Annotated in this window: 26 protein-coding genes and 2 tRNA genes; 17 read left to right on the top strand and 11 right to left on the bottom strand. The window is 66.5% G+C overall.

Annotated features, from left to right (window positions below):
* Positions 1-143 precede the first annotated feature (143 nt).
* The 13 genes from E2484_RS00375 to rpsB all read left to right on the top strand — a co-directional run bounded on the left by E2484_RS00375 (position 144) and on the right by rpsB (position 6301).
* Positions 144-228 (top strand) — tRNA-Ser (locus E2484_RS00375).
* Between the two features lie 18 nt (positions 229-246).
* Entirely contained in the window at positions 247-762 is a 516-nt protein-coding gene (locus E2484_RS00370) for a 30S ribosomal protein S13 (protein WP_137283250.1), read from the top strand.
* On the top strand, positions 762-1286 hold the full coding sequence (locus tag E2484_RS00365) for a 30S ribosomal protein S4 (RefSeq protein ID WP_137283249.1): 525 nt from the start codon (positions 762-764) through the stop codon (positions 1284-1286). The genes E2484_RS00370 and E2484_RS00365 overlap by 1 nt, the downstream gene beginning before the upstream one ends.
* The gene (locus E2484_RS00360) at positions 1283-1675 is read left to right on the top strand and encodes a 30S ribosomal protein S11 (RefSeq protein ID WP_135826728.1); all 393 of its coding nucleotides are present in this window, start codon (positions 1283-1285) and stop codon (positions 1673-1675) included. The genes E2484_RS00365 and E2484_RS00360 overlap by 4 nt, the downstream gene beginning before the upstream one ends.
* A gap of 3 nt (positions 1676-1678) precedes the next feature.
* Complete coding sequence (locus tag E2484_RS00355) at positions 1679-2425, top strand: DNA-directed RNA polymerase subunit D (RefSeq protein ID WP_137283248.1); 747 nt, start codon at positions 1679-1681, stop codon at positions 2423-2425.
* A gap of 152 nt (positions 2426-2577) precedes the next feature.
* Positions 2578-2662, top strand: a tRNA-Leu gene (locus E2484_RS00350).
* Between the two features lie 33 nt (positions 2663-2695).
* Complete coding sequence (locus tag E2484_RS00345; protein ID WP_137283247.1) at positions 2696-3049, top strand: 50S ribosomal protein L18e; 354 nt, start codon at positions 2696-2698, stop codon at positions 3047-3049.
* Positions 3046-3483, top strand: coding sequence for a 50S ribosomal protein L13 (locus E2484_RS00340; protein ID WP_137283246.1), 438 nt, complete (start codon positions 3046-3048; stop codon positions 3481-3483). Before E2484_RS00345 ends, E2484_RS00340 begins: the two co-directional genes overlap by 4 nt.
* Positions 3477-3875: a 30S ribosomal protein S9 gene (locus E2484_RS00335; protein WP_137283245.1), complete on the top strand. Its 399-nt coding sequence runs from the start codon at positions 3477-3479 to the stop codon at positions 3873-3875. The genes E2484_RS00340 and E2484_RS00335 overlap by 7 nt, the downstream gene beginning before the upstream one ends.
* 47 nt (positions 3876-3922) lie before the next feature.
* Complete coding sequence (locus tag E2484_RS00330) at positions 3923-4123, top strand: DNA-directed RNA polymerase subunit N (RefSeq protein ID WP_137283244.1); 201 nt, start codon at positions 3923-3925, stop codon at positions 4121-4123.
* A complete protein-coding gene (locus E2484_RS00325) occupies positions 4123-4302 on the top strand; it encodes a DNA-directed RNA polymerase subunit K (RefSeq protein WP_135826734.1) in 180 nt (59 codons plus the stop codon). Before E2484_RS00330 ends, E2484_RS00325 begins: the two co-directional genes overlap by 1 nt.
* Positions 4299-5510 (top strand): phosphopyruvate hydratase, encoded by a 1212-nt coding sequence (eno, locus tag E2484_RS00320; protein ID WP_137283243.1) that lies wholly within the window; start codon positions 4299-4301, stop codon positions 5508-5510. Before E2484_RS00325 ends, eno begins: the two co-directional genes overlap by 4 nt.
* The gene (gene rpsB, locus E2484_RS00315) at positions 5507-6301 is read left to right on the top strand and encodes a 30S ribosomal protein S2 (protein WP_137283242.1); all 795 of its coding nucleotides are present in this window, start codon (positions 5507-5509) and stop codon (positions 6299-6301) included. The genes eno and rpsB overlap by 4 nt, the downstream gene beginning before the upstream one ends.
* 90 nt (positions 6302-6391) lie before the next feature.
* Here the strand turns inward: rpsB and meaB are convergent, their stop codons facing one another.
* Complete coding sequence (meaB, locus tag E2484_RS00310) at positions 6392-7468, bottom strand: methylmalonyl Co-A mutase-associated GTPase MeaB (RefSeq protein WP_137283241.1); 1077 nt, start codon at positions 7466-7468, stop codon at positions 6392-6394.
* Complete coding sequence (locus tag E2484_RS00305; protein ID WP_137283240.1) at positions 7465-7881, bottom strand: cobalamin B12-binding domain-containing protein; 417 nt, start codon at positions 7879-7881, stop codon at positions 7465-7467. Before E2484_RS00305 ends, meaB begins: the two co-directional genes overlap by 4 nt.
* A gap of 662 nt (positions 7882-8543) precedes the next feature.
* On the opposite strand from E2484_RS00305, the gene E2484_RS00300 reads away from it, so the two are divergent.
* Positions 8544-9107: a RodZ family helix-turn-helix domain-containing protein gene (locus E2484_RS00300; protein ID WP_137283239.1), complete on the top strand. Its 564-nt coding sequence runs from the start codon at positions 8544-8546 to the stop codon at positions 9105-9107.
* A gap of 55 nt (positions 9108-9162) precedes the next feature.
* On the opposite strand, the gene E2484_RS00295 is transcribed toward E2484_RS00300, so the two are convergent.
* The 4 genes from E2484_RS00295 to E2484_RS00280 form a co-directional block, all read right to left on the bottom strand.
* A complete protein-coding gene (locus E2484_RS00295; protein ID WP_137283238.1) occupies positions 9163-10038 on the bottom strand; it encodes a fructosamine kinase family protein in 876 nt (291 codons plus the stop codon).
* Positions 10035-10655 carry a DUF420 domain-containing protein gene (locus E2484_RS00290; RefSeq protein WP_137283237.1) on the bottom strand — a complete coding sequence of 207 codons (621 nt, stop codon included), beginning with the start codon at positions 10653-10655 and terminating at the stop codon, positions 10035-10037. Before E2484_RS00290 ends, E2484_RS00295 begins: the two co-directional genes overlap by 4 nt.
* A 256-nt stretch (positions 10656-10911) precedes the next feature.
* Positions 10912-11712, bottom strand: coding sequence for an ABC transporter permease (locus tag E2484_RS00285; protein ID WP_137283236.1), 801 nt, complete (start codon positions 11710-11712; stop codon positions 10912-10914).
* The gene (locus E2484_RS00280) at positions 11709-12665 is read right to left on the bottom strand and encodes an ABC transporter ATP-binding protein (RefSeq protein ID WP_137283235.1); all 957 of its coding nucleotides are present in this window, start codon (positions 12663-12665) and stop codon (positions 11709-11711) included. Before E2484_RS00280 ends, E2484_RS00285 begins: the two co-directional genes overlap by 4 nt.
* Before the next feature lie 84 nt (positions 12666-12749).
* Here E2484_RS00280 and E2484_RS00275 point away from each other — a divergent pair, with 84 nt between their 5' ends.
* Entirely contained in the window at positions 12750-13040 is a 291-nt protein-coding gene (locus E2484_RS00275; RefSeq protein WP_137283234.1) for a hypothetical protein, read from the top strand.
* A 62-nt stretch (positions 13041-13102) separates the two neighbouring features.
* Here the strand turns inward: E2484_RS00275 and E2484_RS00270 are convergent, their stop codons facing one another.
* The 3 genes from E2484_RS00270 to cyoE all read right to left on the bottom strand — a co-directional run bounded on the left by E2484_RS00270 (position 13103) and on the right by cyoE (position 15963).
* Positions 13103-13597 carry an SHOCT domain-containing protein gene (locus tag E2484_RS00270; protein WP_321111183.1) on the bottom strand — a complete coding sequence of 165 codons (495 nt, stop codon included), beginning with the start codon at positions 13595-13597 and terminating at the stop codon, positions 13103-13105.
* Positions 13598-13858: 261 nt separating this feature from the next.
* Entirely contained in the window at positions 13859-14569 is a 711-nt protein-coding gene (locus E2484_RS00265; RefSeq protein WP_137283232.1) for a DUF7546 family protein, read from the bottom strand.
* 20 nt (positions 14570-14589) lie between these two features.
* A complete protein-coding gene (gene cyoE / locus E2484_RS00260; protein ID WP_137284023.1) occupies positions 14590-15963 on the bottom strand; it encodes a heme o synthase in 1374 nt (457 codons plus the stop codon).
* A gap of 169 nt (positions 15964-16132) precedes the next feature.
* On the opposite strand from cyoE, the gene coxB reads away from it, so the two are divergent.
* Positions 16133-16846 (top strand): cytochrome c oxidase subunit II, encoded by a 714-nt coding sequence (coxB, locus tag E2484_RS00255; RefSeq protein WP_137283231.1) that lies wholly within the window; start codon positions 16133-16135, stop codon positions 16844-16846.
* A 208-nt stretch (positions 16847-17054) separates the two neighbouring features.
* The gene (locus tag E2484_RS00250; RefSeq protein WP_137283230.1) at positions 17055-18848 is read left to right on the top strand and encodes a BGTF surface domain-containing protein; all 1794 of its coding nucleotides are present in this window, start codon (positions 17055-17057) and stop codon (positions 18846-18848) included.
* 9 nt (positions 18849-18857) lie between these two features.
* Here E2484_RS00250 and E2484_RS00245 read toward each other — a convergent pair whose 3' ends face one another.
* The gene (locus E2484_RS00245; protein WP_137283229.1) at positions 18858-19469 is read right to left on the bottom strand and encodes an ArsR/SmtB family transcription factor; all 612 of its coding nucleotides are present in this window, start codon (positions 19467-19469) and stop codon (positions 18858-18860) included.
* Between the two features lie 34 nt (positions 19470-19503).
* A complete protein-coding gene (locus E2484_RS00240; RefSeq protein ID WP_137283228.1) occupies positions 19504-20883 on the bottom strand; it encodes a S8 family serine peptidase in 1380 nt (459 codons plus the stop codon).
* Between the last annotated feature and the right edge of the window lie 18 nt (positions 20884-20901).

Raw genomic sequence — 20901 nt, 5'->3', positions numbered from 1 at the left:
CTCGGGGACTTCGGAAGGGTGAGACGGTACCACGAGAGTGGAGCGTTTCGTTGTATTTATATACCCGCCGCCGGTACGTTCACTTGCAAACCTGTAGGGGCGTCGGGTCCCGAGTCCGAGAGGGCGACAGTGAATGCAAGCGTGTCGAGGTAGCCTAGTCTGGCCCACGGCGCAGGGTTGCTAACTCTGTGGCGTCAAGCCTCGAGGGTTCGAATCCCTCCCTCGACGCTTTCCAGTATCCAAACCATGAGTACGGAAGAACCACAGGAGGAAGACGAGGACCTCCGATACTTCGTCCGCATCGGACAGACCGACCTCGATGGGACGAAGTCCGTCGAACGATCCCTGACCGAGTTGAACGGGATCGGTCGCCGAGCGGCGCGAATCATCGCCGACAAGACCGGCGTAGATCGCACGGCGACGTTCGGACGCCTCGAAGACGACGAGATCGATACCGTCGTCGAGGCCGTCGAGAACTTCGCCAACGAGGTCCCTGAATGGCTCGCAAACCACCGCAACGAGTACTTCTCCGGAGAGACGACCCACCAGACGGGCAACGACCTGAACATGACCCGTCGGCAGGACATCAACCGGATGAAGATGATCGACTCGTACAAGGGCGTCCGCCACAAGCGCGGTCAGAAGGTGCGCGGTCAGCGGACCCGTTCGACGGGCCGTACCGAGGGCACCATCGGCGTCAACGTCGAGGAGATCAAGGAAGAACAGGCCGCGGAGGCCGAAGAAGAGGGTGGTGAAGAATAATGGCGCTCGGACAGAATACCAAGTTCTACGAGACGCCGAACCACCCCTACCAGGGCGAGCGGATCTCCGAGGAGAGCAGTCTCCTCGACCGCTACGGTCTCCAGAACAAAGAAGAACTCTGGCGAGCGCAGTCGCAACTCCGCGGCTACCGCCGCGAGGCCCGCAACATCTTGGCCCAGCGCGCGCAGGGTGACACCGAAGTCACCGAGGGCGAGGAGTTCGTCGCCCACCTCCAGCGAATCGGCGTCCTCGACGACGGCGACGAACTGGACGACGTGCTGCTGCTCGACGTGACCGACGTGCTGGAGCGTCGCCTCCAGACCGTCGCCTACCGGAACGGTCTGGGGAACACGCCCAACCAGGCGCGCCAGTTCGTCGTCCACGGACACGTCAAAGTGGACGGACAGCGCGTGCAGGCCCCCTCGTACAAGGTCGAAGTCGCAGAGGAGGGCACCGTCCAGTTCGACGAGAACAGTCCGCTGGCGGACGAACTTCACCCCGAACGAGCGGAGGGTAACGAATGAGCGCAAACGACGACGAAAAATGGGGCGTAGCCCACGTTCACGCATCGTTCAACAACACCATCATCACGGTCACTGACCTGACCGGCGCGGAGACCATCGCGAAGTCCTCTGGCGGGACGGTCGTCAAGCAGAACCGCGACGAGTCCTCGCCGTACGCCGCGATGCAGATGGCCGAGACGGTCGCCGAAGAGGTCAAGGCCGCAGGTATCGAGGGCGTTCACGTCAACGTGCGCGGTCCCGGTGGCAATCTCCAGCAGAACCCCGGTCCGGGCGCGCAGGCGACCATCCGTGCGCTCGCTCGCGCTGGACTCGAGATCGGTCGCATCGAGGACGTGACCCCGATTCCGCACGACGGTACCCGCGCACCCAAAGGCAAGAGTGGATTCTAACCCATGACAGAACAGTACGAGGTCGAGTTCGTCGAACGCGGGGACCGGGAATCCCGGTTCCTCGTTCGAGGCGTGACCCCGGCGTTCGCCAACGGGATTCGCCGGGCCATCGTCGCGGACGTGCCGACGCTCTCTATCGACACCGTCAGGTTCGTGGAGAACTCGTCGGTGATGTTTGACGAGCAGATCAGCCTTCGACTCGGTCTCGTCCCGCTCAGCACGCCGCTGGGCGAATTCGAGGAAGGCGACACCGTGACCCTCAGCCTCGACGTGTCGGGGCCGGGCACCGCCTACTCGGGCGACCTCGTGAGTTCGGACGGGATGGTCCAGCCGGCGGACGACAACGTTCCCATCATCGACCTGAAGGACGACCAGCGCCTCGAACTCGAGGCCGACGCCGTCCTCTCGACCGGGAAGGACCACGCCAAACATCAGGGCGGCGTGGCCGTCGGCTATCGACACCTCCAGCGCGTGGAGGTCGTCGGCGACCGAGACGAGTACGACGAGGAGGAGACCAACATCCTCCGCGGCGTCATCGAAGACGACGGCGAACTCGTCCCGACCAAGGAGTTCGACCACGACCTGACCAACCGGTTCCCCGGTAAGGAGGTCGAGGTCCACGACGTGCCGAACGCGTTCGTGTTCCACGTCGAGACCGACGGATCGCTGTCCATCGACGAACTCGTCACTGCCGCGGCCGCCTCTATCGGCGACCGCGCAGACGAACTCGAAGAAGCCGTACAGCTTTAGAACCATGCAGGGCACTTCAGACCACGTTTCGGCGCTCGCGTTCCCCCGAAAGTCGCACGACTCCGCGGGGGTCGGGAGTCATACCGAAAGTGGTTTGAAGGGCCACCCACAACACACTGTTGCCCGCGACGGGCTGCACGTGTGTTCTACGTGCAGGGATAGCCAAGTCAGGCCAACGGCGCAGCGTTCAGGGCGCTGTCTCGTAGGAGTTCGCAGGTTCAAATCCTGCTCCCTGCACTTCAGTTCTCATTCCCATCAGGAGGAAGTATTATGAGTAAGACGAATCCGAGGCTTAGCAGTCTCATCGCCGACCTGAAGTCGGTGTCCCGCGATTCGGACGCCGACGTGTGGAGTACTGTCGCGGACCGCCTCGAGAAGCCCCGGAGCACGCACGCGGAAGTCAACCTCGGTCGCATCGAGCGATACGCCGAGGAAGACGAGACCGTCATCGTGCCCGGCAAGGTTCTCGGAAGCGGAGTCCTGCAGAAGACGGTTACAGTCGCCGCCGTGGACTTCTCGTCCAGCGCGGAGACCAAGATCCAGCAGGCCGACGGTGAGATTCTCGAACTCGAACAGGCAATCGAACAGAACCCCGACGGCTCGAACGTGCGGGTGATCCGATGAGTCTCGCAGAATTCGACGCAGACGTAGTGGTCGATGCCCGTGACTGTATCCTCGGTCGCGTGGCGAGCCAGGTCGCACAGCGCGCCCTCGATGGCGAGCGCGTCGCGGTGGTCAACGCCGAAGACGCGGTCATCACCGGGAGCGAAGAAGACGTGATGTCGACCTACGAGAAGCGCGCCGAACTGGGTTCGGACAGCGGTCCGTACTACCCCAAGCGGCCCGACATGATCTTCAAGCGCACGATTCGCGGCATGGTCCCCTACAAGGAGGACAAGGGCCGCGAGGCGTTCGAGAACGTTCGGGTCTACGTCGGCAACCCTTTCGACGAGGACGGCGAAGTCCTCGACGGCACGTCGCTGGACCGACTATCGAACATCCGCTTCGTCCAACTGGGCGAAATCAGTGCAAATCTGGGTGCTAACGTCACATGGTAACGAACACGAGCGGCAAGAAGAAGACGGCCATCGCCCGCGCCACCGTCACGGACGGCGAAGGCCGTGTGCGAATCAACTCCCAGCCCGTCGAGCTGGTCGAACCGGAGATGGCTCGCCTGAAGATGCTGGAACCGTTCCGCATCGCCGGCGACGAGAGCCGCGACGCCGTGGACGTGGAGGTCGACGTCCAGGGCGGCGGCATCAGTGGACAGGCCGACGCGGTCCGCACCGCCATCGCTCGCGGACTGGTCCAGTACACGAACGACGCCGAACTTCGGGACGCGTTCATCGAGTTCGACCGGTCGCTGCTGGTCAACGACTCGCGGCGCTCCGAACCCAAGAAGTGGGGCGGACCCGGCGCACGAGCGCGCTACCAAAAGTCCTACCGCTAATTACTATGACAGGAAACCCGCGGTTCCGAACGGAGGCACGATAACGCATGATGGTACCAGTCCGCTGTTTCACGTGCGGCAAGGTCGTCGGGGAGTACTGGGAAGAGTTCAAAGCACGGTCGGCGACGAAGGAGGGCGACGAGGACCCCGAGAAGGTCCTCGACGAACTCGGCGTCGAACGACAGTGCTGTCGCCGGATGCTCGTCGCGCACAAGGACCTCGTGGACATCGTCGCACCCTACCAGTAATGGCTCAGCAACGCTACTCCCGCTACGAGAAAGCTCGCATCATCGGGGCACGCGCCCTGCAGGTGTCGTACGGAGCGCCCGTACTGACCGACACCGACCAGACTGAGCCGATACTCATCGCGGCCGACGAGTACGACGCTGGCGTCCTGCCGTTCACGGTACGTCGAGGTGAGAAATGACGCTCGTCAGCGAGGTTCGGCTCCGGCAGATTCTCGACTCCCGTGGAAATCGGACGGTCGAGGCCGACGTCGTCACCGAGAGCGGTGGCTTCGGCCGCGCGGCCGCACCGAGCGGTGCCTCGACCGGCGAGTACGAAGCGATAGAACTCGACCCGAGCGAGGCCATCGCCTCGGCCCGGGAACACGCCGTCCCGCGACTCGAAGGGAAGGTCTTCGTCGGCGACCAGCGCGACGTCGACCGCACCCTGCGGGCCGCCGACGGCACCGACGACTTCTCGGAAATCGGCGCGAACAGCGCGGTCGCTATCAGCATGGCCGCCTCGAAGGCGGCGGCCGACGTGACCGGTGCGCCGCTGTATCAGCACCTCGGCGGTGCGTTCCGCGGCGAGGAGTTCCCGACGCCGCTCGGTAACGTCGTCGGCGGCGGCGAACACGCCGCCGACGCCACCGCGATTCAGGAGTTCCTCGCCGTCCCCATCGACGCGCCGAACGTCCAGGACGCGGTGTTCGCCAACGCCGCGGTCCACGGGGAGGTCCACGACCTCCTCGACGAGCGCGACATCGCCGCCGGAAAGGGCGACGAAGGCGCGTGGGCCCCGTCTATCGACGACGAGCAAGCGTTCGAAATCGTCGACGAGGCCACCGAGACGGTCGCCGACGAGTTCGGCTTCGACATCAAGTTCGGACTCGACGTGGCCGCCGCGGAGATGTACGACGCCGACGACGGCGAGTACGTCTACCGCGAGACGACCCGCGACACCGACGAGCAGATCGAGTACATCGCCGACCTCGTAGACGAGTACGACCTCGCGTACGTCGAGGACCCGCTGGACGAAGACGACTACGAGGGATTCGCCGAGTTGACCCGGAAGGTCGGCGACCGGACGCTCGTCTGCGGTGACGACCTGTTCGTCACGAACGTCGAGCGGCTGGAGACGGGCATCGAACAGGGTGCCGGCAACAGCATCCTCGTCAAGCCCAATCAGATCGGCACCCTCTCGGACGCCGTCGACGCCGTGGAACTCGCGGTCGAGAACGGCTACCAGCCGGTCATCTCCCACCGAAGTGGAGAGACCGAGGACACGACCATCGCACACCTCGCCGTGGCGACCGCCGCCCCGTTCATCAAGACGGGCGCGGTCGGCGGCGAGCGAACTGCCAAGCTGAACGAACTCATTCGCATCGAGCAGAACGTTTCGAGATTATGAGCGAGAACGACCCCGAACAGGTAGACGAAGGAGAAGGCCTCGACGCCGCGGAATCCGAAATCGACACCGAACCCGAGGGCGCTGGCGGCGCAGAGCCGTCCGAGCAGCCCGACGAGGACGTGGCGGCGCAGGCCGACGACGAAGAAGCAACCGAGGACGTCGAAGACGAGGGACCGAACCTCGACGAAGACGTGATGGAGAACCAGGAGGAGGCCGACCTCCTCATCCCCGTCGAGGACTACCTCGGCGCTGGCGTCCACATCGGTACCCAGCAGAAGACCCAGGACATGGAGCGGTTCATCCACCGCGTCCGGACCGACGGACTCTACGTCCTCGACGTGTCCAAGACCGACCAGCGGATTCGGACCGCTGCGGACTTCCTCGCCAACTACAACCCGGAGCAGATTCTGGTCACGAGTTCGCGCCAGTACGGTCGCTTCCCCGCCGAGAAGTTCGCGGAAGCGGTCGGCGCGCGCGCCCGGACCGGCCGGTTCATCCCCGGTACGCTCACCAACCCCAAGTACGAGGGCTACATCGAACCCGACGTGCTGGTCGTCACCGACCCCATCGGCGACGCTCAGGCCGTCACCGAAGCCATCACGGTGGGAATCCCGGTCATCGCGATGTGCGACTCCAACAACAACACCAGTAACGTGGACCTCGTGGTCCCGACGAACAACAAGGGCCGCAAGGCGCTGTCGGTCGTCTACTGGCTGCTGGCCAACGAGACGCTCGACCGCCGCGGTGCCGAGCCGACCTACTCGCTCGACGACTTCGAGAGCGAGATTTAGACGGTACGTTTTCGGTTTCTGTTTTGCACCGTTTCGGCTTCGAGTGCGGTAGCAGGTAGCGACGGCGACAGCGAAAAGAGCGACCGCGGGTTACTCTCGGAGTTCGTCCAGACAGTCCTCGATGGGTTCGAGGATCTCGTCGGCGACCGAGTAGGGGTCAGTCTCGCGCCGGCCGACGCGTTCGACCAGTTCGTCCATGCCGCCGTGGCGCTCGAGTTCTCCTTCGAGCAGTCCGCCCACGTCGTCGCGGAGCAGATTTCGAATCTCTTCGGCGTAGCGCATCCGGACCTTCTCTTCGAGGAGACCGGACGCTTCCAGATAGCCGCGATGCTCGGCGAGCGTCTCGACCAGTCGTTCGACGCCCTCGCCGTCCTTGGCGACGGTCTCGACGATAGTGGGTTCCCAGTCTTCGTCGTCCTCGTCTCCGCCTTCGACGTCCTCGTCTCCGCCTTCGTCGTCGCTCTCGACCGCGCCCGCACCGTGGTGGCCGGTAGCGAGGTTCGCGGTGTTGTCCGCCTGCATGTGGATCATCTCGCGGAGTTCTTGGACCGTTCGGTCCGCGCCCTTGAGGTCGGCCTTGTTGACGACGAACACGTCGCCGATTTCGAGGATGCCCGCCTTGAGCATCTGGACGTCGTCGCCGCTCCCCGGCGGGACCAGCACGGCCACCGTGTCGGCGGATTTCACGATGTCGATCTCGTTCTGGCCCGCGCCGACCGTCTCGATGATGATCTTGTCCTTGCCGAAGGCGTCGAGGGCTTTCACGGCGTCGGTGGTCGCGGTCGAGAGGCCGCCGAGCGTGCCGCGGGCCGACATCGACCGGAAGAACACGTCCATGTCGCCGACGTTGCTCGCCATCCGGATGCGGTCGCCCAGTACCGCGCCGCCCGTGAACGGCGAGGAGGGGTCGACCGCGATGACGCCGACGGTCTCGCCCTGCTCGCGGTAGTAGTTGGCCATCTTGTCCACGAGCGTCGACTTACCCGCGCCCGGGCTTCCCGTGATGCCGATGACTTCGGCGTGGCCGGTGTGCTGGTGGAGGCGTGAGACGAGGTCACGGTAGCCCGTCGCGCGGTTCTCTATCTTGGTGATGACGCGAGCGAGGGCCCGATGCTTGCCAGCCAGTAGGTCCTCGACCAGGTCCTCGTTTTGCTGCTCCGCGCTCATCGCTCGGGAGCGTTCTCGCGGACGAACTCGATGGTCTCCTCCATCGGCGTGCCGGGACCGAACACCTCGGCGACGCCCATCTCCTTGAGTTCCGCCTTGTCGTCGTCGGGCACCACCCCGCCGACGAGGATGAGAGTGTCGTCGAAGGCGTCGTACTCTTTCAGACCGTCGATGACCTTCGGGACGAGCGTGTTGTGCGCCCCCGAGAGGATGGAGATGCCGAGGACGTTCACGTCCTCCTGGACCGCGGCCTGCACGATTTCGTCGGGCGCGTTGTGCAGGCCCGAGTAGATGACCTCGAACCCGGCGTCCCGGAACGCCCGGGCGATGACGTGCGCGCCCCGGTCGTGTCCGTCGAGTCCGACCTTGGCGACGAGACAGCGGATCGACTGCTGTTCCTGATCTGCGCTCATACCCCACTGTTCTTCCCGTCTGACTTTGACAGTTACGGAAACCCTGCTGAAAGTTCGTTTTGGTTCGTGCAAACGTGGTTGACTCGGTGGCGTTCGTGAGCGTCGGAGACGGGAGACGGAGGGTCGTCCTCGAAAGCCCGCGCTCGCGAGCGTCATCGCGCCGTCGGCGCGATTGCTCGGAGGATGCGGGTTGTCTTCCGGTGTCTTCAGGAGCGAAGCGACTGAAGGCTCGGAGGACGTCGTTCGTCCTCCAGTGCCTCGCGGCTTGGGCCGCGCCCATGCGGGTGAGGGATGAACATCGCAGGGAGCGTAGCGACTGAGAAGCGCAAGAGGGGTGTGAGGTCCGCGGTCGCGGTGCGGGCGATGCTGTACCGTTCGGTTGCGGTAACGATTGGCTCGAGAAGTCGCCAACTTCGATGTATCCCCTCCGTTTCCAGTGCTGTGCGATTGCGGTGCTTTGAGGACGCGAAGCGGCGGTGGTCTCGGTCGAGGGGGAGTAGCGTTCGGCTTCCACTTCCCTCTCACCACTCCACCTCCAATAGAATTACATGCAGTTCTGTAACATCGATACACAATACTCTATCAATCGTATTTGTTGCTAAAAGGCACCTCTCGAGTGCTCAGACAGAAGACATTTATCGGAGTCCGGAAGACGACCAACCGTGCCTTCGCGCCCGTCCACCGACCTCCCGCTCGCGGCGCTCTCGCTGGCCGTCCTCCTCGTCGTCTCGGGGTGTCTCGGCGGTGGCTTCGCGCCATCCGCGCCGACCGCCGACCCTTCGACCGACGTACCCACGACCAGCGCACCGACGAGTGACACTGCCACCGAGACTGCGCCGACGGCCGACGACACCGAATCGTCCACCGCGACCACCCGACCCTGCTCGCTCGACGCCGAGGCGAACCTGACCGTCCGGAAACCGACGACTCTCACGGCCGAGACCGCCCGGCAGGTCGCCGAGACCGTCGAGTCGCGCTACCAATCCGCCCGCGTCGAGGATCACTCCTACTACAACCATCACGTCCGAGTCAGCGGGGACGTCGAATCGACCGCGGACGGTTACCGGGTCGTCCTCCGCGGCGAACTCGAATACGACCGGCGCGGCGGTGAGAACGCCACCGTGACTCACGTCCACCGACCGTACCGCGTCACCTACCGCGTGACCGACCGAGCGGTGGTGCGACGCGGCGAGGCCGGGACGACCGGCACCGTCGTCTGTCGGTAAGACGCGACGTAGAGAACGCGTCGGGCACTGCGACGCGCGTTCCGCTGTAGCGTCGTCAGTAGCCGATTTCGACCAGTCGGCGCTCGATTTCCGCGGCGTAGCTCTCGTCCTCGAAGTAGAGCAGGTGTTCGAGCAGCGGTATCAACTGGTACACGTCGCGCCGACCGTCGAAGAATCCGGCGTCGATGCCGCGCTCGTCGTCGTAACCCTCGAAGAAGGCGTCGCCGAACGACCCCGCGAAATCGACGTAGGCGAGTTCGACCTCCGCGTGGCCGAAGTAGCACGCGGGGTCGAGGAACGCCCGAACGCGGCCCTCGCCCACGACGAGGTTGTTCGCCCACACGTCGCCGTGGATTAGCGAGGCGGGCGGCGAGTCGGGGAGCCACGAGTCGAGATTCCGCGCGAGCGCGTCGATGCGGTCGGCGAGCCCCGACGAGAGAACGCCCGCCTCGCGGGCCATCCCTGCGAAGTGGCCGAGACGCCGGTCCCGGACGAACGCCACCCACGACTCGGTCCACGGGTTGGGCTGGCGGTACGGTCCCGTCAGGGTGTCCCGCGGGAACCCGAACGACGGATTGGATTCCCGTGGCCGCTCCCCGTGAAGTTCCGCGAGGTGGTGGGCGGCGTCGCGCTCGACGGCCGGGGTGAACTCGGCGTCTCCTTCGACGTACTCCATCACTAGCAGGTCGTCGCTCCGGTGGTACAGGTCGGGGACCGGCAGACCGCGGTCGGCCAGAAACGACAGCATGAACGCCTCCACGTCGAGCGGCGTGTCGCCGGTCTTGGCCGCCACGGTCCGGCCGTCGGCGAGCGCCACCCGGTGGACGCGCCCGACCTCGCCGCCGTCGAGTTCGGCGATGGCCTCGACGCCGACGCCGAGCGAGTCGCCGACTCGCTCTCGAATCGACGACTCGGTCTCTCGGTCGTTCATCGCCGCCGGACGACTGCGAACGGAGCGAGCGCGGCCATGTACTCCTCGACGCCGTAGACGTGGTTCAACATCAGGTAGGTCACGATGCCGAGTGCGAGGCTGAGCGCCCACGCACCCGCCGCCCAGCGCCCGACCCGCGCGTGGGCCGTGTCGCGGAGTTCGGTCGGGGTGTGAGTCAGTCCGAGAACGACGGCGTAGAGGACGACTGGGACCGCGACGACCGACAGCAGGATGTGAATCGCCAGCATCACGAGGTAGGCGTAGTAGACCGCTCCCGTCACCGCGATGGACTTCTCGCCGCCGCCGCCGACCTTCACGAGGTAGAGCGCGAGAAAGCCGAGGATGAGCGCGAACGCGGTCAGCATCGCGGCGCGGTGCTTCCGGACCTCGCCGCGCCGAATCCACCGCCACCCGGCCAGCAGCGCGGTCAGAGCGACGGTGTTGACCACCGCGATGGCGTGACTCAGCAGGTCCACTGTGCTTCGGGTGAGTTCCGGGTAGATGGGAAGCAGTCCCGCGAACGTCCCGAGGACGAGGACGTATCCGAGTATCGAGAGGACCGCAGTCGCGGCCCGCGGGTTGTCCTTGACCCGCCGCTTCGCGTTCGAGGTAGCCATGTGCTGTCGTTTGGACTATCGACTCAAGTGTGTTGCTGTCCGTCTATCGGTGGTACGCTGTGTGAGGAACTGAACTGACTACTGCTTGACTGTTCGAAGGTGACGGAAGCTAGCTACAGCCTCGAACCTTCCCAACCGCTTGCAGTCCTCGGCCACAGGCCTGCGGTCCTCAGCCACCGTCAGAGGTACGCCCTGACGAGCAGTCGGCGCTCCGCGCCGACGACCTCGCGCGGCATGGGCGCGGTCTCAGTCCGCCTCAGTCCGTCCGGGGAATGGCGTACGCCCCGGCCGCGAAGAAGACAAGCGTGAGGACCGCCAGTACCGCGAGGTTGGACTCCCATCCGCCAAGCGGCGTGTCGATTAGCAGGAGCGTTCCGGTCTCGGGCGGGCGGTAGGTCAGCTTCCGGACCCCGCGAGCGAAGTAGGTCAGCGGCGAGAGACCCATCGCGGGCCGGAACCACGCCGGAAGCAGGCCGGGCGTAATGAACGTGTCCGAGAGGAAGAGCAGGGGAAGCGCGATGGTGTTGCTCGCGGCGATGACGCCGTCCTGAGAGTCGGCCAGTCCGCCGAGGACCGCGCCGAGACCGCAGAACAGCGCGACCGCGAAGGCGACGAAGACGGCGACGAGCGCGAGAGTCGCCGGGCCGAGCGCGAGGGTCGCCGTGCCCGTCACCAGCGCCATCAACCCGAGGATGAGCAGGCCAGCGATGCCGATGATGGCGACGTTGACCAGCGTGTGCGCGAGTAACCACTCGGCGCGCGAGAGCGGCGTGGTCGCCAGTTTCTCGAAGCGGTTGCCCTCGCGGTGGCGCGCGACCTCCGACCCGACCCGCGACAGCGGCGTGAACATGACCACGACCGCGAGATACCCCGGCAGGTAGTAGCCCGGCGGTTGGGCGAACAGGCCGCCGCCCGCGGGATTGGTCTGGACTAGCACCGCGAAGATGAGGATGAGGATGACCGGGAAGAAGAACGTGAAGAACACCGCGGTCTGACGCCGGACGAACGACCGCCACGCCGCGCTCGCCTCCGCGCGGACCCGACCCGTGGCCGTCATGGTTCACCTCCCGCGAGCGCGGTCTCGCCGTCGGTTTCGGCCCCCACCGAGACGCCTTCCCTGCCAGCGACCGACCGGCCGGTCAGTTGGAGGAAGGCGTCTTCGAGGTCCGGTCGCTTCCACGTCAGCGCCTCGTAGGCGACGCCGCGGTCGTTCAGCGCCGCGACGACCTCGCCGATGTCCTCGGGTCGGACGCCGGCGACGACCAGTCCCTCGTCGGTCGCCTCGACCTCGAAGCCGAGGTCGCTCACCGACTCGACGCTGGCCTCGGTCTCGACCACGACTCGCGTCCGGCCGCCGTGGTCGGCCACGAGGTCCGACGGCGACCCGACCGCCGCGAGTTCCCCGTCGGCGAGCAGGCCCACCCGGTCGGCGAGGCGCTCGGCCTCCTCCATGTAGTGGGTCGTCAGGAAGACGGTCGTCCCGCGGTCGGCGAGGTCCTCGATGAGACTCCAGAGCGCCCGCCGACCGGCCGGGTCGATGCCCGTGGTCGGTTCGTCGAGAAACAGCACGTCGGGGTCGTTGACCAGCGCGGTCCCGACGCAGGCACGGCGTTTCTGGCCGCCCGAGAGGTTCTCGTACCACGTCTCGTCGGCGTCGGCCATCCCGACCTCCGCGAGGACCGCCGCGGGGTCCCGGGAGTGGTCGTACAGTCCGGCGTAGTACTCGACCAGTTCGCGGGCGGTCAGGCGCTCTGGCGGGTCGAACGATTGTGGGAGGAGACCGAGACGCTGTGGGTCGGCGGTCTCCGGGGCGGTCCCGAACACCGACACCGACCCCGAGTCGGGGTCGGTCGTCCCCGTCAACGCCCGGACCAGCGTGGTCTTGCCCGCGCCGTTCGGTCCGATGAGCGCGAACACCTCGCCCTCGCCGACCGACAGCGAGACGCCCGCGAGCGCCGCGGTGTCGCCGTAGGACTTCCTGAGGTTCTCGGCGACGAGTACGTCGTTCATGTGCCGGGATTGTGGCGGTTCGCTGGTAAGGAGTTCGGTTCGGACGCCAGCAGGTATTTGTGTAAGCGGTCGGGTAGGAACGGTATGGCCGACGCGACCGACCACTTCCGAGGAGACGTCGAGACCAAAGTCGCGGCCGAGTTCGGCTCCGAACGAGACGCCGAACGCGTCGCCGACGCCGCGGTTCGCCTCCGCGAGTCCGAAGGCGTCGAGTGGAGTCCGTCGTTCGTCGCCGAGCGCATGGCCGACGCGCCGAAGGAACGGAGCGTTCTCGGAAAGTGGAACTGGTTACTGGAGTACGCGACCGAATTCACCGATTCGAGCGAGTACGCACTGGAAACTCGCGAATTCGACGTGGGTTCCGATTCCAGCTAGTCCGGACTCGTTTCCGACCGGCCGAACCGAGGCAAGTGAGGTGGCGACGATTCGCCATCCACTCACTTCCCCAGTAGCGGCTCCTTCCGGCGTTGAAACTCCTCCTCGTCGATCAGCCCCCGCGACTTGGCGTCTCCGAGGCGTTCGAGTCGCTCCTGGAGGCTCTGGGGACCGCCCGACGACCGTCCTCCGCCGTCGGTGTCGGGCCGTTCGGCCGTTTGCCGGTAGGTCACGTACTCGGCGGCGCGAACCACGTCGTCGCTGTCGAACGTCGCCGAAATCCAGAGGAAGTACACCGCGTCGGAGACCGCGAGGTCGATGCGGTGGCACCCCCGTCCTTCGTGGTGGCGAACGTCCGAAACGTCCGCGTAGGGGACGCTCAGCGACTTGTCGTCCTCGTCGACCCCCAACTGGAGGTACACCCGACGGTCGGTGAAGAGGTAGACGCCGCCCCGCGCGGGTTCGACGGTGGCCTCGGGGTTACCGAGACCGACGCCCTTCTCGTGGGACTCGAAGCAGAACTTGGGTTCCTCGCCGTCCGCGAGGTGCGTGACCACGGCGGTCTGGAGGTCCGAGAGCGCGTCGGCCGTCCCCGCCAGTCACTCCGTAGTCACCGACTCGTGGTCGGCGCGGTCGGCGAGCGTCGACGCGTAGCGCCGGGACTCGTCGCCGGGGGTTGGCATGAGTTGTCAGACGAACGTCCGGCGTGGGACCAGTTATACCTACTCCGTATTATCACGGAAAATAACGCGTCGGGCGAGCAGCGACCCGACTGCGGTCGAAATCGAGTACGGATGATTGGAATCGAGTACGGACGGTCAGAACCGCCCGCCGAGGGACGGCCGCCAGCGCAGCAGCGCGACGGTCACGACGAACGCGACGGTGCCGAGGGTGTAGGACCACTCGCTGGCCGCGGCCGCCACCGCGGTTCCGCTCCCCGCGAGTCCGGCCGCCAGCGTGGCGATGACGGGCCAGGTGCAACTCACGCACGAGACCAGTCCGAGCAGACCCGACACCGCCGACCCCGCGGTTTCGAGAACCGTGTCGTAGACGAGGTACGCGAGGGTAAGGTAGCCAGCCAGTTTGTACGGCATCAGCGTCGCTTGCACCAGTCCGCCCGAGTACAGCAGTGCCGGTCCCCATCCCGGCGGGAGCCACGCGACCCGGAGGCCGGACGGGTGGGCGTGCGCGCCCGCGGACCCGCCAGCGTGGCTGTGGAAGATCAGCCCCGGCTTGAGGAGTCCGCCGACGGACGCCAGCAGGACGAAGTAGCCGACCGCGATCGCCGCGCCGACGTAGCGTGCGCGGTCGGACCCGGGTTTCGGATTCGTCCGAATCAGCGCCCACGCGCTCACGTTTATCCAGACGAACGGGAAGACGAGGTAGCGCCACTCGGTCACGGTCACGTCCGCGAGCAGCAGGTACGCGAAGGTGAAGACGAGTTCGGTGTTGACGAGAAGCCCCGCCCACAGCAGGGCGTCACGACTCGGGCGAAGTCGGTCCACGTCGAAGTCGAGTGTTCGGGTCATGGTCGGGAATCGCGGGTCGGTCAGAACACCAGTGCGTCGGCGACGACTGCGAGCAACAGCGCGCCGAGATACGCGTTCGAGGCGTGGAACGACCGGAAGGCCGCCTGCTCGGTGCGCTCGCGGTGGAGTCGGACGACGGCCCAGAGGAAGAGACCGCCGAACGCGACGCTGGTTCCGGCGTAGACCCACCCGAGCGTCGTGACCGCCGAGAGCAGGACCGCCGAGAGCAGGGTCGCCCCGAGGTAGAGCAGGATGTGCTTGCGGGTCACGGCCTCGCCGCGGACCACGGGCATCATCGGGAAGCCTCCGCGGGCGTAGTCGTCCTTGTACGCCAGCGCGAGGTTGTAGAAGTGGGCCGGCGTCCACAGGAAGATGATTCCACCCAGCACGAGTGCGGGCAGGCCGATTTCGCCCGTGACCGCGGCCCCGCCGATGAGCGCCGGGAGCGCCCCGGCGAATCCGCCGATGACCGTGTTCTGGACGGTGTTGGGTTTGAGCAGAAGGGTGTAGATGACGCTGTAGAACAGGATGGCGAACATCCCGAGCGCGGCCGCCAGCACGTTCACCGTCAGGAACGCGACCAGCGAGAGCGCGGCCAGCAGGACGCCGAAGGCCACCGCGTTCCGAACCGGTATCTGGTCGGTCGCGGCCGGCCGGTCTGCAGTCCGATTCATCTTCTTGTCGATGTCGCGTTCGAGAACGTGATTGAACGTGCCCGACGCGCCGATGGAGAGGACGCCGCCGGTGAGGGTGGCGACCACCGTCTCGACCCGCAGGGCGGGACCGGCCGCGAGCGCCATCCCCGCCGACGCGACCAGACAGAGCAGCCACATCAGTCGGGGCTTCATCAGTCGGAAGTAGGCGAACCCGACTCGCTTCGCACGAGCCACCGGCCCGCGGGGTCGGCCGTCGGTCGGCGACGGGGCCGGGTCGTGGGCGTCGGGAACCTCCTCGGGGTCCTCGACGCCGGTGGGTTCGTCGAACGTCTCGGGTTCGAGCGTCCACGCGAGCGCGACGACGATTCCGCCGAAGATAGCCATCCCGACGACGAGGTGAACTGCCGACAGCAGGGCGGGCGTGGCGGTGGTCGCCGCGAACGCGCCGAGGCCGACCTGCGCCGGGTAGAGGACCGCCGAGGCGGTGAGCGCGGCGCGGACCCGACGAGAGGTGTCGGTCCACCACGCCAGAACGGTCGTCCCTATCAGTGCGAGTGCGACGCCGAGTGCGGCGACGCGGTGGCCCCACGCGACTGCCAGTTTCGGGTCGTCGAGCGGGACGAGCCAGCGACCGTTACACGCGGGCCACGTCGGACAGGCGGCCGCGGCGTCGGTCAACGCCGTCGTCGCACCGACGACCACCAGCAGGTAGACGCCGATAGCCGTGCCAGCGAGCATAGAGACGAACCGCCGAGACGTGTGTTCGGTCACGCGAATCTCCTAGTCGATTGTGTGAACTCGCCGTATTTAGAAGAACCGAATCGACCGGGCCGCGAGCCACCGAACCCGCCGACCGAACAGGAAAGTCAGTAGGTATTTATGAGTCTCGTCCTAATTCGTGACCAGCATGAGTTCAAAGCGGACAGCGTTCGCAACGCTACTGGGGATCGCGGCGCTCGCTCTGTTCGCCGACCCGGCGCTGGCGTACGAGTCCACCACGGAGGAGTTGATTCAGTCGCTGAACACGCAACTTCTCTACATGGCGATTCCCATCACGGTGTTGGTCGAGGGTATCCTCATCTACACCGTGTGGAAGTACCGGAAGAACGACGACCCTCAACCCACCAAGGAGAACCGTCGTCTCGAAATCTCGTGGACTATCGCCACCGCGCTAGTCCTGCTGGTCGTCGGATACGCCTCCTACGGCGTGATGGCCAACGAGTACGTCTCGAACGCCCAGGGTGAACTCGAACCGAGCGAGGACGCCGTCGAGGTCGAAGTCGTCGGCCAGAAGTACCTCTGGAACTACAACTACCAGGGCGAGAACGTCTCGTCGACCGGCACGCTCGTCCTGCCGAAGGGACAGAACGTCTATCTCAACATAACCTCGACCGACTGGTTGCACGCCTTCCACGTTCCGGAACTCGGCCTGAAACAGGACGCCATTCCCGGATCGCACAACACCATCAAGACGAAGCTAACCGAGGAAGGCACCTATCAGCTCTACTGTGCCGAATACTGTGGCGTCGGCCACTCTAAGATGCTCGGTGAGGTCGAAGTCGTCTCCCAGCAGGAGTACCAGGACTGGCTCGACGAGCAGCAGGGTAACAGTTCGGCCTGACCGGTCCCGCCCGTTTCGACTCGCACCGTCCCGACTCGGAACTCGTTTTCTCGGTGATTAAACGCTGGATTTTAGCTTACGCTGGGGTTATTTGTCGGCCGAACGGAGTTGTGAGTGGTATGAGATGTCGCCCGTCTCCGCTATCCCGAACGTATCGTTCCCGACCGACCCTCCTCGGTCTCACGCCGAAGACGGCGGAGGAGCGTCGATGACGCGAGCGAGACTGCTGGCCGTCGCGCTCGCACTCGCTCTCGTAACGTCGGCAGTCGCCGTCGGCGGCGTCCTCCTCACCGCCAGCGACGTCGCCGCCGACGAGGGGACGCGGATCGCCGACGGCGACCGGCTCACCCTCCAGTCCGGTCCCGGTCAGGCGATTCGCGGCCGGACCAACTTGCAGGCCGGAACGAAACTCAGCGTCCGGGTCGAGTCCGAGTCGGGCAAACCGTTCCTGATGACCGACGAGACCGTGGTGGACCAGAACGGGACGTTCCGGACGGTGGTGGACCTCTCGGACGTTCCGCCCGGTACCGAGTTCACGGTGACGGTCCATCGGGACGGAACCGACCTGACGGCGACCGAGGGGACCGTCGTGGAGTGTACCGACGCCTGCGAAGGCCAGTCCACCGACGACGCCGCGACAGAAACGGCGTTCACCTTCGCGGGCGACCGTCTCGCCCTCCAGTCCGGACCGGGCCGAGCGGTCACCGGCCGAACCGAACTCCCCGCCGGAACGGAACTCGGGGTCCGTCTAGAGTCCGAGGGAGAGCCGAAATTCTACAAGTCGAGTACGGTCACGGTCGACTCCGAGGGGCGGTTCCGCGCGGTGTTCGACCTCTGGGACCTCCCGCCGGGGACCGAGTTCCGGGCGACCGTCGACCGAGACGACGTGGACCTCGCAACCACGAAGGGAACCGTCGTCGCGTGTTCCGTGGACTGCGGGTCGCCTCGCTCCTCGGACGACGGGTCGTCCAGCAACGACCGAGATTGGCGCGGCGTAGACGACCTGAGCCTCTACGAGACCACGCCGGGCGAGGTCGCCCGCATTCCCCTGACCTTCGGTGAGGGCCAGACCGCGAGGCTCTCCGTCGGGGGGCCGCACATGACCTACGGCCTCGACGTCACGGTCGAAGACGGCGACGGCGACGGAAACGTCACGGTTCTGTTCGATACGGGTGCCGTCGGCACCGGCGAGAAGCCAGTAACCGTCGCCGACGCCGACGACAGCGTTTCGGTTCGAGACGAGTCCGGCCCTTCCTCCGGGCGGAACGTCCTCGACGAAGGCGAGTACCCGCTCGTCCAGTATCAAGGCGACCGGCCGACGGGCCTGCCGTCCGAGGACCGCGGCGCGCTCTTGGTCCGCGATGCGTCGGACGGGTCCGGCGACGAGACGGGCGTCTCGGACTTCGGTCTCCGGAACGCGTCGTTCGGCGAGGCCGTCTATCGGTCGGACTCGGCGGACCGGGACCCTCCGGACGCACACTCGGTCGAGACGCGACTGGGCGAGACGGCCCGAATCGAACTCCGGACCGACGAGGCCAAGACCGCCACGGTCACGATAGGCGAGTTCGACCACAACTACACCCTGTCGGCGACCGTCCGAGACGGGGACGGTGACGAACGAGTCGTCCTGCTGTTCGACACGACCGCCGCCCAGTCCGGGGGCGAGACGCCGACGCTGACCGCGGCCGACCCCGCCGACGGAGTGACAGTGACCGCCGAACGCGGGTCGCTCTCGGCGGCGGAGTACGACGTCTTGGCCTACGTCGGGCCGGAGGTCGAACTCGGAGCCGACCTCGACGGAAGCCCGAAGCGGTACCGGCTTCTCGACGCGGGTGGTCTCATCGTCACCGAGGCCGGAACGACGCCCACGCTCGCAGTCACCGACGACCCGGCGGACGGCTCCGGCCCGCCGCTGTCGGCAGTCGGCGCGTTGGGTCTCGCCAGTCTCCTCGCAATCGTCGGCGTCGCGCTTCTCGTCGGCGTGTTCGAGGTCGGCCGGTGAGGTGAACGGTTATCGCTCGGCGACCAGCGCGGCGACTCCCGCCGCGACGAGACAGCCGAGGAAGAAGAGAAGTCCCGGTTCCAGCACCCCGAAGACCAGCCACGCGAGCGTCTCCGGGGACGCCGGGTCCGCGGGCGCGTGGCTCGCGGGCCCGATGTCGTCGGCCGGGAGTCGGGCGCGGACGAGCCGCTCTCCGGCCCACTGGACGAGGAGGCTCGCGGCGGCCAGTAGCCCGAGACCGCCGACTACGTTCAACAGCGAACGCCGGATTCCCGACACGCGGTCGTCGTCGCCGACGAAGACGAGTGGGTCGCTTGCTGGCCCGTAGACCGTCATCTCGTTGCCTTTCTCGGAGTAGACCGTGTCGACGGGTTCGACCAGTCCCGTCTCCTCTAACTTCGAGAGGTGGTGGTGGACGTTCTGGACCGAGGTGTCGAGGCGGTCGGCGAGTTCGGACGTGGTGGCCGGTCGCTCGAACAACGCCCGGAGGGTACGCCGTCGGGTCTCGGGAGCCAGCGCGTCCAGCACCTCGTCGGCGTCGCCCTCGGTCATCTCCAGAATGCGGGGTTGTTCGTCCGCCGTTCCGGTCCGGTCTCGGAGTTGGTCAACGAGGCTCGCCATACGTAGTCGAAGTGGTCGGGGCTTCGAAGACCGGTTAGTAATAGCTGTCCATAGCTAAAACCCGGCTTTGAGCCCGATTCGGCGTGATGTTTCGCGCACGCTCGACCGCCCGCCGAGGCGCGACCAGACCGTCGCCGACGACGAGGTCGGCTCCCGGACGACCGACGTCGCGGGCGGTTCGTTCGAGGACCGTCTCGGCGTCTCCCGGTTCGAGGTCCGGATTGGCGTCGAGGACGAGCGCGACGACGCCAGCGGCGTACGGCGCGGCGGCCGACGACCCGACGAGACCGCCGGGTTCGCCCGCTGCGCGGAGTCGGTCGGGCGCGACCACGTCCACACCCGGCCGACCGTCGTCGAGCGGTCCGGCAGAACTGAACGGTTCCACTCGGTCGCGTTGGGAGTCGTACGCGCCGACTGCGAGCGCGTCCCGGGCGGTCGCGGGTGCGACGACGCTCCCGGCGCGCTCTCGGAACTGGAAGCGGTGGGTCGGCGAGGACGCTTCGATGGGAGTCGCCGTCGCGTTCCGAGACCCTCGAATCACGAAGTAGTAGGTCGCTTGCGGGTCGATTCTGGCGACGATTCGCTCGTTCGGCGTGTCGTCGCTCGGGTAGGGCCGGGACCGGGCGACGAGTCGGGAGTCGGTCCCGTCGGTTTCGCCCGACCGAGGGCCGTCCGACCGATACAGTTCCATCGAGAACTCGCAGGGCGACTCACACTCCTCCCACGAGAGCCAGAGCGTGAGCCTCCGCGAATCGCCCAGGAGGTGGTTTCGCGTCCCGCCGTCGAACCCGTGGACTCCGCGGTCGGTCGGCGCGAACCGGCCCTGCCAGTGACCCTGTCCGAGATTACCGACCGGCGCGACGAACGCGACGCCGTGGTCTGCGGCGAGGCTGGCGACTCGCGCCACCGCCGACGAACCGTCTCCGGCCTTGCCGTAGAACGAGACCGGCGCGACGATAACGTCCACGTCGTTGCGAACCAACCACGCCACCGCGTCGCGGAAGCCGTCGGCGGTGTCGAACGACGCGAGATGGAGGTCGGCGCCCGGGGCGGTCTGGGCGACCAGCGACGCCGCGGCGGTGCCGTGGTCGTTCCGGCCGCCGTTGCGAATCGTCTCGCCCGCCGCGAACGACCGCGAGTCCGCGACCCGGCCGTCCAGGTCGTCGCTGTCGGGATCGAACCCCGTCACGCCGACGACGCCCACGCTGACGTTCTGGCCGGTGACGCCCGCGTCGTGCAACCGGTCGAGCCCGTCGGTGGCGTCGAGCGGGGCAGACGACGATACGTCGTCGGTTCCGGTCGGGACCGACGTGGCGGCTACTCCGATGCCGGCGACGAGGACCGCGACTGCGACTGCGATGACGACGACCTGTCGCCGAGCGTCGTCGCCGCGAGACCGAGCGGGAGTCGTCATACCTATCGCACGAAATCA

The organism is Halorussus salinisoli, from assembly GCA_005239435.1.
Classification (GTDB): Archaea; Halobacteriota; Halobacteria; order Halobacteriales; family Haladaptataceae; genus Halorussus; species Halorussus salinisoli.
This window is presented reverse-complemented; position numbering and strand designations above follow the sequence as displayed.